The following is a 13768-nucleotide window of genomic DNA, read 5'->3' as shown; positions in this document are numbered from 1 at the left end:
TTTATATTATTTATCCTTCGTTACTTGGAAACAGTGTCTATCAGTGCAAACTGATCAACATCCACCATCCCCATGTCCGATATCTTCAAATGGGGAATGACGGGCAGGGGCAGGAATGCCACCTGCAGGAAAGGTTCTTCCAGAGTGGTCCCGAGCGCGTAGGCCGCCTTTCGCAAGCTGTGGAGCGTGTCACGCACCGTCTCGTAAGGTTCAAGGCTCATGAGGCCTGCAACGGGCAGGGCAATCTCGCCGGTGATCTCGCCATCTTCAACCACCACAAAGCCGCCCTTGATTTCACCCAGGCGGTTTGCGGCCTGGGCCATGTCATCCTCGCTGACGCCGACGACGCAGATATTGTGGCTGTCATGGCCGACGGTGGAGGCAATAGCCCCCTTCTTGAGACCGAACCCCTGCACGAAACCGTTTGCGTGATTGCCATTCTTGCCGTGGCGTTCGATGACCGCGACCTTGATGATGTCGTTCTCCAGATCGATGCTCGTCTGGTTTCCATCGGTAGGCAGGGTATAGCGGCGATGTTCCGTGATGATCTTGCCCGGCATGACGCCGATGACGGGCGTTTCGCCCTCCGTTGCTGCGACGCCGAAATGCGACGCCTGCACCGGCCGCGCTTTTACGCTGTCGAGACCGACGGGCTGCACGGGCTTGCGGCTGGCAAAAAGCTCATCCGTAACCCGGCGACCGGCTGAAAAGACCATGCTTGCCTTGCAGTTCTGCAGCGTATCGATAACGACGAGATCCGCGCGCCAGCCAGGAGCGACAAGGCCACGGTCCCGCAGGCCGAAAGCCCGGGCAGCAGAAATCGAGGCGGCGCGATAGATGGCAAGCGGCTCGACACCATTCGCGATGGCAGTGCGGATCATGTAATCGAGGTGGCCCTGTTCGGCGATGTCGAGCGGGTTGCGATCGTCCGTGCACAGAGCCAGATAGGGGGAAAGCCGCTCCGTAATCAGCGGCATCAGCGCGTGGAGGTCCTTGGAAACCGAGCCCTCGCGGACCAGAATATGCATTCCCTTGCGGATTTTCTCCAGGGCTTCGGTTGCCGTCGTGCATTCATGCTCGGTGCGGATCCCCGCTGACAGGTAGCCGTTCAAGGCGGTGCCCGACAAAAGCGGGGCATGGCCGTCTATGTGCTGGCCCTGGAACGCCTCGAGCTTGGCCATGCAGACCGGGTCCCTGTGGATGACACCGGGAAAATTCATGAACTCGGCAAGGCCGATGACGCTTGGATGCTGCCGAAACGGCAGAAGCTTTTCAATCGGCAAATCCGCGCCGGATGTTTCCAGATGGGTGGCGGGCACGCAGGAGGAGAGCTGCACGCGGATGTCCATGATCGTTTCCAGCGACGAATCCAGGAAGAACTGAATGCCCTCTTCGCCTAAAACATTGGCGATTTCATGCGGGTCGCAGATGACCGTGGTCACGCCATAGGGAAGCACGCATCGGTCAAATTCATGCGGTGTGACCAGAGACGATTCGATATGAAGATGCGTATCGATAAAGCCGGGCACGACGATCTTGCCGGTGATGTCGATGACGTCGACGCCCTCGTAATTCTCGCAGGTGCCGATGATCGTATCACCGCAGATCGCGATATCTGACGCAACCAGTTCGCCGGTCACCAGATCGAAGAAGCGGCCACCTTTCAAAACGATATCGGCTTTTTCCCGAGCTGTTCCCTGATCGATCTTGCGCGCGAGTGCCGATGCCATTCTGTACCTCATCCGGGTTTCTTGTGCTGCAGAGTAAGCCAGACCTGCCCATGGCTTGTCCAGTTCCGCAATCTGCAATGACGGGGCATGATTGATTGAAGCCCCAAAAAAATAACCGGGCGCGAAGGTCGCACCCGGTTACGTCTCTCAATAGCACCGCGTCTTATTCTGCGGAAACGATCTTGCCGTTTTCCCACTTGTACAGCGAGAACGCCTGCGAGCTGAGGTCGCCGGTTTCGCCATAGGTCAGCTTGCCGATGGCTGTTGGAACGCCTTCGCCGGATTTCAGAGCCTTTGCAACGGCTTCAGAATCCTCTGCACTTCCAGCCTTTTCGATACCGGCCTTCAGTACTTCTACAGCGGCGTAGGCATTGAGCGTGAAGGCTTCAGCAGGAATATTGGCTGCCTTCAGCGCATCTGCTGCCGCCTTGGAATCGGCGCTCTTGGTGGCGTCGGCTGCGTTGGTGAAGATGGTACCAGCTGCTGCATTGCCGCCAATGCTCCAGAATTCGGAGTTGGAGAGGCCGTCACCGCCGATAACCGTTGCCTTCGCGCCGGAATCATTCAACTGGCGAACCAGAAGACCGGCTTCCGGGTGGTAGCCGCCGAAGTAGACGACGTCGACATTCTCGGACTTGAGGCGCGTCGTGAGCGCGCTCAGATCCTTCTCGCCCGGTGTCAGGGCATCATAAAAGACTTCCGTCACGCCACCGTCATTGAGGGTCTTCTTGAAGGAGTCCGCCAGGCCTTTGCCATATGCGCCCTTGTCGTGGATGATGGCGATGCGGCGGTCCTTCAACTGTGCCAGAACCAGCTTGCCGGCGACTTCGGCCTGCTGGTCGTCGCGACCGCAGGTGCGCAGCACGTTCCACAGGTCGCGGTTTGTCAGGTCAGGAGCGGTCGCTGTCGGCGTTACCATCAGGATGCCGTTCTCGGCAAAGACGTCCGAAGCGGGAATGGCGACACCCGACGTGACCGGACCGACGACGAAGCGAATGCCTTCTGCAACCAGCTGGTTGGCGGCCGATACACCCTGCTTGGGTTCGCCACCATCATCGGCCAGCTTCAGCACGACCTGTTCGCCCAGAATGCCGCCATTCTTGTTGATGACGTCGACTGCGGTCTGCGCGCCGTTCTTCACCTGATCGCCGTATGCTGCAACCGGACCCGTCAATGGTGCAATAAGACCGATGACGATCTCTGCATGGGCCAATGGTGCGAAGGCAACCGAAGCGGCGAGCGTCAGGCCCGATAGAATCTTGAGTTTCATTCTGGTCTCTCCTTGGTTTGGGCGTGTCCCGGATGAATCGCGGGAGGACGGGCGCTTTGGACAGCGCAGATCAGCCGTACCTCCAGGCAACACGTTGTCGTTTCATGTTTGACTTCCGACATCCTTTTCCCGTCATACTCGCCGGACGCGATTTCGCAAGTCGTGTTTGATCCAAATCCGCCTTGTCAGCGTAAATCCTCTGTGAGGGAAATGCACCGGCCTGGCCGCCCCTCGATCCAGCGATATATCTGGCTTTTCGTCGCACGGAGTAGGATAATGTCATGATGATATCGCCTGACGACGAATTTTTGAAAAACCTGCCGGTCTTCCTGCATTTCGAGGATGTGGCCGACCCCACGCTTTATCGTGCCTTGCCGGATGGCTGGGCATTGGCGCTGGCTGATGTCATCGATTCGACCGGCGCTATCGATGCTGGCCGTTACAAGGCGGTCAACATGGCCGGGGCTGGCGTCATTTCCGGCGTTCTAAACGCGCTGGGACGTCACGATTTACCCTTCGTCTTCGGAGGGGACGGCGCCGCAATCGCCATTCCATCGCAACAGATCGAGGCTGCGCGTGAGGCGCTGTCGAAAGTGCAGAGCTGGGTAGCGGACGATATCGGCCTGACACTGCGCGCTGCCATCGTGCCCGTTTCGGCCATTCGTGACAATGGTCTAGATGTGCGCGTGGCGCGGCTCAAGGCCAGCCCGGATGTTTCCTACGCCATGTTCTCCGGCGGCGGCAACCATTGGGCTGACGAGCAGATGAAGCAGGGAGCTTTTCTGATCCAGCAAGCGGGCAAGGGTGAGCGTCCGGATTTGACCGGCCTTTCCTGTCGCTGGAATCCGATAAAGGCGACTCAAGGACACGTCGTGTCGATAATTGCACTGCCTGGGCCCAAACGCGATGAGCTGGCATTCCGGGAAATCGTTGCCGAGATCGTGGCTCTGGCGAATGAAGATGGAAGAGGCGGACATCCGATACCGGTGGAGGGGCCAGCGCTCGGCTTCATTCGCGAGGGCCTGTTCCTGGAAGCGAGTGCTCTTTCAGCTTACCGCGACCGTATATCGCAGTTGCGAAACGGTGCTTGGGTCATGTTTCAGACGGTGCTGATCGCCGTCCTTTACGCGTTGAAAAAGCCGGTCGGCCGGTTTGATCCCATTCAATACAAACGCGCCGTTGCCAGCAATACGGATTTCCGTAAATTCGATGATGGTCTGAAAATGACCGTCGATGTCGATGGCGAGAGGCTGAAGAAGATCAAGTCACGGCTTGAAGGTGCTGCAAGGGAAGGAATCTGCTTCTACGGGCTGCATGAACAGGATACGGCGTTGATGACCTGTATCGTGCCGTCTCCCTTGTCGAAAGATCATATGCATTTCGTCGATGGGGGAGAGGGTGGCTACGCCCGAGCTGCCACCAAACTCAAGATGCAGATGGCTTCTGCACCCTGACAAACCAAGCGTAGATACGCTTTTGAGAAGTTCTCCAAACCGGACCGGCACTGGGCGCTTTAATGAAGCAGCCAGATACCGGTGTGGCTTAGATCTTCAAGCTGCGGTCTTCTCGGCGTCAGACGCTGCAGGCTCGCAATAGATGTTTTCCAGCGTCGCAAGGATCTTTTTGACGGATTCGGAAGTGCTGGAATAGTAGATGGTCTGGGCGTCGCGACGGGTCTTGACGAGACGCTGAGCGCGCAGCTTGGAAAGGTGCTGGGAAAGCGCCGACTGGCTCAGGCCTACCTGGGTGGCGAGCACGCCGACTGGCACTTCGCCCTCAACGAGGCTGCACAATATCATCAGCCTTTTCGGGTTTGCCATCGCGGAAAGAAGGCCCGCTGCCGCAGTAGATTGTTCTGAAAGAGATTCTGTTTTCATATTCTCACTTCTCCTGAGTGAAGCCCGCCCCGGACCGTCTCAATGGCAAAAACGAAAGTTTATATGGCCTAAGTGTATCAATTCGGTAAGACCGTTGTATATACCTAAATATAAGGTACAGGCCAGCCTTTATTAGCAACGAATAAAATTCGGTTGCATCTGCGCTTCCTTTCAAAAAAATAGTCGAATGTTCTGCTAATATGGCCAGTATCCGGCTCGCTTGGTCGAATTTGCTAATTTTACGTCAAAATTGGCAAATAATTTCAATTCCCCGCTACAGCTTTTTGCGGGTCATAATTATTAATTTTTTATTCAGCTACCTAGATTTCGCACTGCAGCACTCCGCGCTGGCGCATCCGGTCTGACAGATCTCAACTCAGTGTGAGGTCTGTTTGGCAATCGCAGGATGTGAGAAGTTGCTTGCGGCGGGTTGTGTTCGACTCGTTCGGTCGATCTGGAAGCTGCGACGCCGCGGACGACGTCGCAGGATTTCTCATTTCTTGCGGTGCAGCGTCAGCCCTCGAACGATGTCATCGGCGCTGACAGTTCCCACGACCACCCCGTTGTCGACGATCCCAATGGCCCCTGGCTGCTTCGCCATCGTGTCGAGAATATCGACCAGAGGCGAGCTTGGCTTGGCCGTTCCCGAGACGGGGAGCCCCGCATTGTTGGCGGTGACGCCTGCCTGCATCACGTCTGCGGCGGTCAACATGGAAATCGGGTTCATGTTCTGCACAAAGTCCGCAACATATTGGTTGGACGGATCCTTGACGATTTCCTGTGGTGTCCCGCACTGGATGATGTGGCCCCCATCCATCATGGCAATACGGTTGCCGATGCGGAACGCCTCGTCCAGATCGTGGCTCACGAAGAGAATCGTCTTCTTCAATCGACTCTGGAATTCCAGCAATTCGTCCTGTAACCGGCTCCTGATCAACGGATCGAGAGCGGAAAAGGGTTCGTCCATCAACAGGATCGGCGCGCCCGTCGCAAATGCGCGGGCCAGGCCGACTCGTTGCTGCATTCCGCCCGATAGTTCTCCGACCTTCCGGTCTGCCCAATCGGAGAGATTGACGAGCTCCAGTTGTTCGGCAACGCGCTTCTTCCGGTCAGTCTCTCGCATACCGGAAAGTTCCAGGCCGAAACCCACATTGTCTGCAACATTGCGCCATGGCAGCAAGCCGAATTGCTGGAAGACCATGGAAACCGTATGGGTCCGTAAGTCCCGCAATGCTTTCGTTGAGGTCGCATAGGGATCGATATAGCCGGATGGCGTCTTTACGCTGACCTTTCCGCGAGCGACGGGAGCAAGACGATTGACGGCACGCAGAAGGGTTGATTTCCCCGAACCGGACAAACCCATGAGAACGAGAATCTCGCCCTCCTTGACGGTCAGCGATGCGTTGGCAACACCCAGAACGAGTCCGGTCTGTGCGTTGATTTCGGCCCGTGTCCTTCCCGCATCGAGAAGCTGGAGAGCCTTGGACGGATTGTCACCAAAGATGATATCGACATTTTCGAATATGATCGCGTCGCTCATGCTTCTTCCTCCGATCCAGGCAGGCGGAACAGGCGGTCGAGAATGATCGCGACGATGACGATGCAAAGCCCTGCTTCAAAGCCCATGGCGATGTTGACGGTGTTGAGAGCCCGCACCACCGGTACGCCAAGCCCGTTTGCGCCAACGAGCGCGGAAATGACCACCATCGACAGGGAAAGCATGATGGTCTGTGTCAGCCCCGCCATGATCTGTGGCGTGGCGAACGGCAGCTCCACCTTCCGCAACACCTGGCCCGGTGTGGCGCCGAATGCCACGGCTGCTTCGACCAGGGCCGGCGGTGTGGAAATGATGCCAAGGCGCGTCAGACGGATGGGGGCGGGGAGAGCAAAAATGACCGTTGCGATCAGGCCGGGGACCATTCCAAGTCCGAAAAGCACAAGCGCTGGAATAAGATAGACAAAAGTGGGAATGGTCTGCATGAGGTCGAGCGCGGGGCGCATGACGGCATAGACCCATTTTCGACGTGCCGCGAAGATGCCGAGTGGGACGCCGACAAGCATACACACAACGCTGGCGGCGATGACAAGTGCGAGGGTTTCGGTCGTTGCCTTCCAATATCCCAGATTTATGATGAGCAGCAGTCCGAGCGCCGTAAACAGAGGCATTCCGATGGAGCGCCGCATCCATGCCGAGAGTGCCGTGAGTATGGCAACGATGATGAGCGGATGCGGTGCCTGTAGCAGGTAGAGCAGAGCGTCGATGACGCTTTCGAAGATGAAGGATAACCAGTCGAAAAAGAAGGAAAGATTTCCGGTCAACCAGTCGACCGCATCCTTGGCGTATCGACCGATCGGGAGACGATTTTCAGAAGCGCTGAGCCATTCCACGGTAAGAGCAAACCTTTCGTGAACGGAGTCATGGTCGTCTTCCGACCGCCATCAGTCGGAAGACGTGTTCAATGCATTCTATGAAATGCTTATAGCCCAATGCTCTTCTTTGCGGCGGCCAGAGCATCCTGACTGCCGTCTTTCGTTTTTACGCCTGCGAGCCATGGCTCGATGGCGGCTGGATTGGCTTTCAGCCACTCCGTTGCGGCGGCTTCACCCTCCATCCCGTCGTTGAGAATCTTGCCCATGATTTCGTTTTCCATAGGAAGGGTGAACTGCAGGTTCTTGAGGAAGGTTGCCACATTTGGGCATTCCTGCAGATAGCCTGCGCGCACATTGGTATGGATCGTTGCGCCACCAAGGTTCGGGCCGAAGACGTCGTCACCGCCGGTCAGATAGGTCAGCTTGAAATTGGAGTTCATCGGGTGGGGTTCCCAGCCGAGGAAGACGATAGGGTCTCCGGATTTCTCGGCGCGCGCCACCTGGGAAAGCATTCCCTGCTCGGACGATTCCACCACCTGGAAGTCCTTGAGCCCGAACGTGTCCTTCTCTACCATTCCCAGAATGAGGCGATTGCCGTCATTGCCGGGCTCAATGCCGTAGATCTTGCCGCCCAGATCATCGCTGTGGGCAGCGATATCCTTGAAATCCTTGATGCCGAGTTCGGCACCCTTGCTGTTCGTGGCCAGCGTATACTTCGCGCCGGTCAGGTTTTCGCGAACCGTTTCGACGGATTTGTCATCGCGATAGGCCTTGATGTCGCCTTCCATCGTCGGCATCCAGTTGCCGAGGAAGACGTCGATGTCCTTGTTCTTCAGGGAGGTATAGGTCACCGGGACGGAAAGAATCTTGACGTCTGTTTCATAGCCGAGGCTTTTTAGAATAACAGAGGCGGTCGCAGTGGTTGCGGTGATGTCTGTCCAGCCGACATCCGAGAAGCGGACTGTGCCACAACTGGCGGGTTCTGCCGCAGAGGCCGTCGTGGTGAAGAGTGCCATTGCAGAAACGGCTGCGGCGAGCGCCAGACAGCGGTGATTTTTTGCAAGCATTGCTTACTCCCTGTTTTTAAGTTCCCCGCCATTATCAATATCTTGAGCCGACAATCAACTCATGTGCATTTGCGTGCATTCAAGCGCAGTTTGCGACACGTTGCATTAAAATAGAATGCACTCAATGGCTGCGCTCTTTGTCGAAACCTGTGTTTTTCGCCGCCACTCTCTTGCTCTTGGCGTGGACTAGCCTGCAAAAGGCGCTGAACGCAGGATCCGGAGGGCATGATGGCCAAGCTCTATTTCAACTATGCGGCAATGAACGCCGGCAAGTCCACCATGCTTTTGCAAGCCTCCTATAATTACCAGGAGCGGGGGATGCGCACCCTCATCTTTACGGCTGCATTCGATAATCGCGCCGGTATCGGCAAGGTCGCATCGCGCATTGGTCTTTCCTCGGATGCGCTGGTATTCGATGACGCCACCGATATCTTCCAGGAAGTTGGGCGTCTGCACGCGCAGGAGCCGGTGGCCTGCGTCTTTATCGATGAGGCCAACTTTCTTTCCGAGCACCACGTCTGGCAATTGGCGCGCATCGCAGACAGGCTTGGAATTCCCGTCATGGCGTACGGCCTACGCACCGATTTTCAGGGAAAGCTGTTTCCGGCCTCTAGAGAATTGCTGGCGATTGCCGATGAATTGCGTGAAATCCGCACGATTTGCCACTGCGGACGCAAGGCCACCATGGTCGCGCGTTTCGATTCACAGGGAAAGATCGTCAAGGAAGGCGCGCAGATCGATGTTGGCGGTAACGAGAAATATGTGTCCTTCTGCCGGCGGCACTGGGTGGAGGCAATCGAAGGCGCGTGATGCTCAGGAAATGGCACTGCGCCTTCCATTCCAACGACGACTGTCCGCTGGTTTGATTTTGGTCAAAGAAGGCCACCGGCTGCCGGAGTAGGACCTGCAACGGAAAGACCGCCATCGCGGTTTCGTTCAGGAGTATGATCCCATGCTGAATACAAACGTCCTTCGCCTTCTGACCAGCGCCGCCGTCGCCGGGTTTTTCGTCTTCCCGGCTCAGGCGGCCGATATCGAGATCAAGATGCTCAACAAGGGGTCGGACGGTCAGGCAATGGTTTTTGAGCCAGCTGCGGTCAAGGCCAATATTGGAGATGTCATCACCTTCACGCCGGTCGACAAGGGTCACGACGCCGCAGCCGTAAAAGGCCTCATTCCCGATGGTGTCGAGGAATATAAGGGCAAGATGAACGAAGCTCTTAAAGTGACGATTGAGAAGGAAGGCGCCTATGTCTTCAAATGCACGCCGCATGTCGGCATGGGCATGGTGGCCCTCGTCGTCGTTGGTGATGCGCCGGCCAACATCGAGGCCGTAAAAGCCGGCAAGCTGCCGAAAAAGGCACGCGAAAAGCTGGACGAAGAGATCGCCAAGCTTAATCTCTGAAAGTAACCGGTTTCCACTCCCGGATTGAGAAAAGGCTGCGCATATTTATATGAGCGGCCTTTTTGCACAGCAGCGATTCGGGAGACGACCCTTCATGGCACGAACGCCATCTTTTGACGCCCAGTTTGAGAAGACCAAAGCCGCTGGCCGGATTGTCGAAGAGCTGTGCGCCCGGTTGGCCCAATCCGTTGCCACAGCGCAACCATCCTCGTCGGATGCAGCGTTGGAAGCAGATGCGGCGCTTCTCGGGGAGATGCTGGATGCCAAAAACACCTTTGCGGCAGACAGCCGGCGGGTCATCCAGGGATTGTCCGCGCGCATCGATGCGGCCTACCTGGCCTTTGACAGGGCCGACGACGTTACGCGCAAAGAACGATTTCTAGGGTTTTTCACGCGAAAGCCCCACAACTCCTTCAGGGCTTCGCGCCAAAGACGGCTTGCTGTCGCCGAGAGTGTGCAGGTCATCCTTGCCCAGGCCGCTGTCGTTTATCGGGTTTTGGAGGAGTGCAAGGAAACGTCAGCGCCCTTCGTGACGCAGTGTGAGGCGCGCCTTGAGGCGAGCATGGAGGCGCGCCGCAGGGTCGTTCTTTCGATTGACGACGCACGCCAGCGTGACCGGGAGCTTGCAGCAACTGTGGCAACGCTTGAGCGCAGGATCTCCACATCGACAGACGACACGCAATCCGACAGGTGGTCAGCGGACAGAAATGATGCGGCCGGGCGCCGGGACGCCGTTCTGGCGGAGCGCAAGGCCTTGAACGATGAGCGCGATGTTCTCGACCGCCAGGCGATCCTGTTTGGCGATATGATTGACGCACTGAATGATGGCGTGTCGATCTATTCCCTCTTGCTCAATGCTGTCTCCATCGAAGCCGAACGCTGCATCATGCTTCATGATGTCGCCTACGGCTCGTTACAGCCGCTGCTGGAAGATCTGCGGCTCTTCTCGCAGGCAGGTGATAACATGGAGCACCCGCCAAGGCCGGGTCCTTTCCACCATTTGCTGACACTTCACGCAAAAGGCGCCGTTACCATGCAGGACGTGGACCGGCGCAAAATCAAGCTGGAAGATGCTCTGGCGCGCCATTTCGAGCGATCAGAAGCGAAGATCATCGAAACCGGAGCGGGAAAAACATGAGGTCCTCCGTTGTATCGCGCATCTGATCACCATATGTGAGGTGACAGCCGGTCCGCCTTTGAGAGCGGAACGATTGTCGCATCCTGGCGTCGCGTATCTGTCACGCTGGAGATGTTCGTCGTGGTAGATTACGCATTGTGCCCGGTTTGGGCGTATGCGCTCAGGGGAGTTGAACGATGCTCGATCCGGTTATCGCGTTTTTCAGGCGCATGTTCTCCGCGTTTGGAAGAGGTGCCTCCATGGCGATTGCATGGCTGTTCTGGCCTTTGAGAGCGGCGCATGGCTGGTACACGAACCGCAACGGATTGATAAAGATCCCGATTGCTGCAGCGGTGGTTCTGCTGGTCGGTCTTTACGGCTATTTCTTCTGGCAGACGCAGGTCTGGTCGAACTTCAACCCGGATTATGTTGCCAGTTACAAACTCTCCGAACGCACGCTGGGCGCCGGACAGGAATTGCCTGCAGCAGCAGCGCCCACGCCTGCTGCAACCACAACTGAGGCTGCCCCTGCAGTACCTGCAGCACCTGCGGCGAGAAGCTGCCAGAGTTCGGCCATCGTCGATGTTGCTGCAGGGCTGATCGATTTCAACGTCGATCAGAATGCCTGGATTTCTTCCATGCTGCTGTATCGCGCTGGCTTGTTCGGCATCGATTGGGATAACACGCCGTTCCTCGACAACAAGGCGTCGTTCCAGCGCGGGGTCAATCAGGCCGTTCGCCGGACATCGGTTGAGCTGGTGGATTCGCTTGGTCGCGTCCGTGGCACATCCGGCATTGACGCCAATTTGCAGAAGGCGCGCGGTAACCTTCAGTTCGATGAATATTCCTGGTATTTCGGTCTTGATCCATTCGGCCCGAAAACACCGAGCCCGAGCTACTATCGCTCCGCTGCGGAAAGCCTGCGGATGTTCAATACCAGCCTGGCGCAGTGCAATTCGGTGTTTGACGGACGTGCCGACAACCTCATCCAGTTCATCGACCGCATCGCCAACGACATCGGCGGAACATCCGCGATCCTGCGTGAGCGTTCGGAGAATTACAATGGCGGCTGGTTCGATACGCGCGCCGACGACCGGTTCTGGTTCGCCTATGGTCAGCTCTATGGCTATTACGGCATTCTGGCCGCAGCGGGAGCGGACTTCTCTCAGGTTATCCGTGAGCGGAACCTGACAAGCCTCTGGAACGATACGCTGTTGCAGACGCGCGCCGCATTGCGCATCCAGCCGCTCATCATCTCAAACGGTGACGAGGGCGGATGGATCATGCCATCGCATCTGGCGACCATGGGCTTTTACGTGTTGAGAGTTCGTTCGAACCTTGTGGAACTGCGCTCCGTGCTGGATCGCTGATCGCCAATGGCTGGCGCTTCGTATCGAAGCGTCAGCTGATCAGTTTGAGGCGGATCGCCTTGGCAACGAGTTGCGTGCGATTGACGCAGTCGAGTTTGCGGATGGCATTGTTCAGATAGGCGTTGATGGTGTGATCCGACAGCGAGAGGATGTGTCCGATTTCAACGGATGTCTTGCCCTGCGATGTCCAGCGGATAACTTCCAGTTCGCGTTTGGTCAGCTTGCGCGGCGCAGTCATCTCCGTACGCCGCATACGCTCATACACGTCAAAGGCATGGAGTGCGATCATGCCGATTTCATTGAGAGCAATCTGGCAGAGCGGCGCACAGTCACCTTCAAAACGAATGAGGTAGCGTTCGCCGCTGAGCGAATTTGTGGGAATGATAAGCCCGTTTTTGATGCCGTATTGTGAAAGCAGCGTCCCTAAGGACTTCACCTTGGTGTCCGAGCCCTCGATATCATCCAGAGACCAGCCTTGCGGCATCAGGGATATCTCGACTTTCGGCAGAATAGGGCAGTACCGCAGGAGACGCTTCTGATCAAATTCACGGATGAAACGCAAAGGAATGGTTGTTTCCACCAGGACTGCGGAAAGCAGCTCGTCATCCGCTTTGGGAAAACGCATGAGCCCGACATGTGAGAAACCGAATTCCTTGGCAACCGCTTGCAGCACCTGCAGCCACCGAGGACGGCTTTCCGCTGCCGACAATTCCTTACTCAGTAGCGATTGCCGTTCGAGTGTGATCATGATCGTTTCGTTGATAATGCCGCGATATGTTAACGGTAACAAATATACGAATTATCTTGAAAATCCAGTTTTAATTTCAAGTTTGGTTCGCGCTTCATCACCTCCGTATGAACTGTTTTAAATCAAATGCATCGATATGGAAGTAACCAACGTCCTTTGTCGACAGCTATTTACTGTCACAAAAGATGTGAAAAGGATTAGATGTTGGCACTGTCCTGCGCGGCCTTGGGTTTGGACATCAGTTTCTCAAGAAAGCCCAGCATGACCGCAGAAATGACAAAAGCCAAATGTATGATCGTAAACCACATCAGCTTGCTGTCGCTGTACTGGTTTGCATTCAGGAATATTTGCAGCAGATGAATGGATGATATGGCGACGATTGATGAGGCAACCTTGATTTTCAGGCTGCCCGCATCAAGCTTGCCCAGGAAGGAAACCTTGTCTTCGCCTTCGTCGAAACGGCTGACAAAATTCTCATATCCGGAAATCATCACCATCACGATCAGGCTTGCCACCAGCGCCGCATCGATCAAGGCCAGCATGGCAAGGATCATCTCGGCGTCCGTGTAAACGAAGACATTCTGGGCGATTTTGAGAAATTTGAAGGCGAAGGACAGCGCATAGACAGCCAGTGCGGCGACCAGCCCCAGATAGAATGCCACCAGCAGCCAACGGCTGGAGAGAATGATTCTTTCAACAAGCAGTTCAAGGGATTTCATCTGCGTCTCTCGTCTTCGACTGGTTGCGACTTCGTCTGGGGCCATGATCTAGTTGGCCGCCATTGCTGCTTCAAGGGGCCCGCCCACTCATTCCA

At 56.3% G+C, this 13768-nt stretch carries 13 protein-coding genes; 5 read left to right on the top strand and 8 right to left on the bottom strand.

Annotated elements, in window-relative coordinates:
• Window positions 1-20: 20 nt before the first annotated feature.
• A complete protein-coding gene (gene ade / locus QRN85_RS15415; protein WP_284759171.1) occupies window positions 21-1730 on the bottom strand; it encodes an adenine deaminase in 1710 nt (569 codons plus the stop codon).
• 163 nt (window positions 1731-1893) lie between these two features.
• A complete protein-coding gene (locus tag QRN85_RS15410) occupies window positions 1894-3000 on the bottom strand; it encodes a branched-chain amino acid ABC transporter substrate-binding protein (RefSeq protein WP_062585058.1) in 1107 nt (368 codons plus the stop codon).
• A gap of 284 nt (window positions 3001-3284) precedes the next feature.
• Between QRN85_RS15410 and QRN85_RS15405 the strand changes: the two genes are divergently transcribed.
• Window positions 3285-4454 carry a DUF3095 domain-containing protein gene (locus tag QRN85_RS15405; RefSeq protein WP_284759599.1) on the top strand — a complete coding sequence of 390 codons (1170 nt, stop codon included), beginning with the start codon at window positions 3285-3287 and terminating at the stop codon, window positions 4452-4454.
• A 96-nt stretch (window positions 4455-4550) separates the two neighbouring features.
• Here the strand turns inward: QRN85_RS15405 and QRN85_RS15400 are convergent, their stop codons facing one another.
• From QRN85_RS15400 to QRN85_RS15385, 4 genes are all read right to left on the bottom strand, one after another.
• On the bottom strand, window positions 4551-4877 hold the full coding sequence (locus tag QRN85_RS15400; protein ID WP_062585059.1) for an ArsR/SmtB family transcription factor: 327 nt from the start codon (window positions 4875-4877) through the stop codon (window positions 4551-4553).
• A gap of 493 nt (window positions 4878-5370) precedes the next feature.
• Window positions 5371-6417, bottom strand: coding sequence for a choline ABC transporter ATP-binding protein (choV, locus tag QRN85_RS15395; RefSeq protein ID WP_112962737.1), 1047 nt, complete (start codon window positions 6415-6417; stop codon window positions 5371-5373).
• Window positions 6414-7265, bottom strand: coding sequence for a choline ABC transporter permease subunit (gene choW / locus QRN85_RS15390; RefSeq protein ID WP_062585063.1), 852 nt, complete (start codon window positions 7263-7265; stop codon window positions 6414-6416). Before choW ends, choV begins: the two co-directional genes overlap by 4 nt.
• An 89-nt stretch (window positions 7266-7354) precedes the next feature.
• The gene (locus tag QRN85_RS15385) at window positions 7355-8314 is read right to left on the bottom strand and encodes a choline ABC transporter substrate-binding protein (RefSeq protein WP_502870785.1); all 960 of its coding nucleotides are present in this window, start codon (window positions 8312-8314) and stop codon (window positions 7355-7357) included.
• Between the two features lie 228 nt (window positions 8315-8542).
• On the opposite strand from QRN85_RS15385, the gene QRN85_RS15380 reads away from it, so the two are divergent.
• The 4 genes from QRN85_RS15380 (at window position 8543) to QRN85_RS15365 (ending at window position 12206) form a co-directional block, all read left to right on the top strand.
• The gene (locus tag QRN85_RS15380) at window positions 8543-9124 is read left to right on the top strand and encodes a thymidine kinase (protein ID WP_284759170.1); all 582 of its coding nucleotides are present in this window, start codon (window positions 8543-8545) and stop codon (window positions 9122-9124) included.
• 142 nt (window positions 9125-9266) lie between these two features.
• Complete coding sequence (locus QRN85_RS15375; RefSeq protein ID WP_113099298.1) at window positions 9267-9719, top strand: pseudoazurin; 453 nt, start codon at window positions 9267-9269, stop codon at window positions 9717-9719.
• A gap of 94 nt (window positions 9720-9813) precedes the next feature.
• Entirely contained in the window at window positions 9814-10857 is a 1044-nt protein-coding gene (locus QRN85_RS15370; protein ID WP_284759168.1) for a hypothetical protein, read from the top strand.
• A gap of 176 nt (window positions 10858-11033) precedes the next feature.
• On the top strand, window positions 11034-12206 hold the full coding sequence (locus tag QRN85_RS15365) for a DUF2333 family protein (protein WP_112962735.1): 1173 nt from the start codon (window positions 11034-11036) through the stop codon (window positions 12204-12206).
• A gap of 31 nt (window positions 12207-12237) precedes the next feature.
• Here QRN85_RS15365 and QRN85_RS15360 read toward each other — a convergent pair whose 3' ends face one another.
• Together QRN85_RS15360 and QRN85_RS15355 are read right to left on the bottom strand one after the other, a co-directional pair.
• Window positions 12238-12954 carry a helix-turn-helix transcriptional regulator gene (locus QRN85_RS15360; RefSeq protein WP_113092527.1) on the bottom strand — a complete coding sequence of 239 codons (717 nt, stop codon included), beginning with the start codon at window positions 12952-12954 and terminating at the stop codon, window positions 12238-12240.
• 197 nt (window positions 12955-13151) lie between these two features.
• The gene (locus QRN85_RS15355) at window positions 13152-13673 is read right to left on the bottom strand and encodes a TIGR00645 family protein (RefSeq protein ID WP_062585073.1); all 522 of its coding nucleotides are present in this window, start codon (window positions 13671-13673) and stop codon (window positions 13152-13154) included.
• Window positions 13674-13768: the final 95 nt, after the last annotated feature.

It is taken from the genome of Agrobacterium sp. fls2-241-TYG-188a, assembly GCF_030209845.1.
The sequence above is the reverse complement of the archived record's forward strand: the minus strand, read 5'-3'. Positions and strand labels throughout refer to the sequence as shown.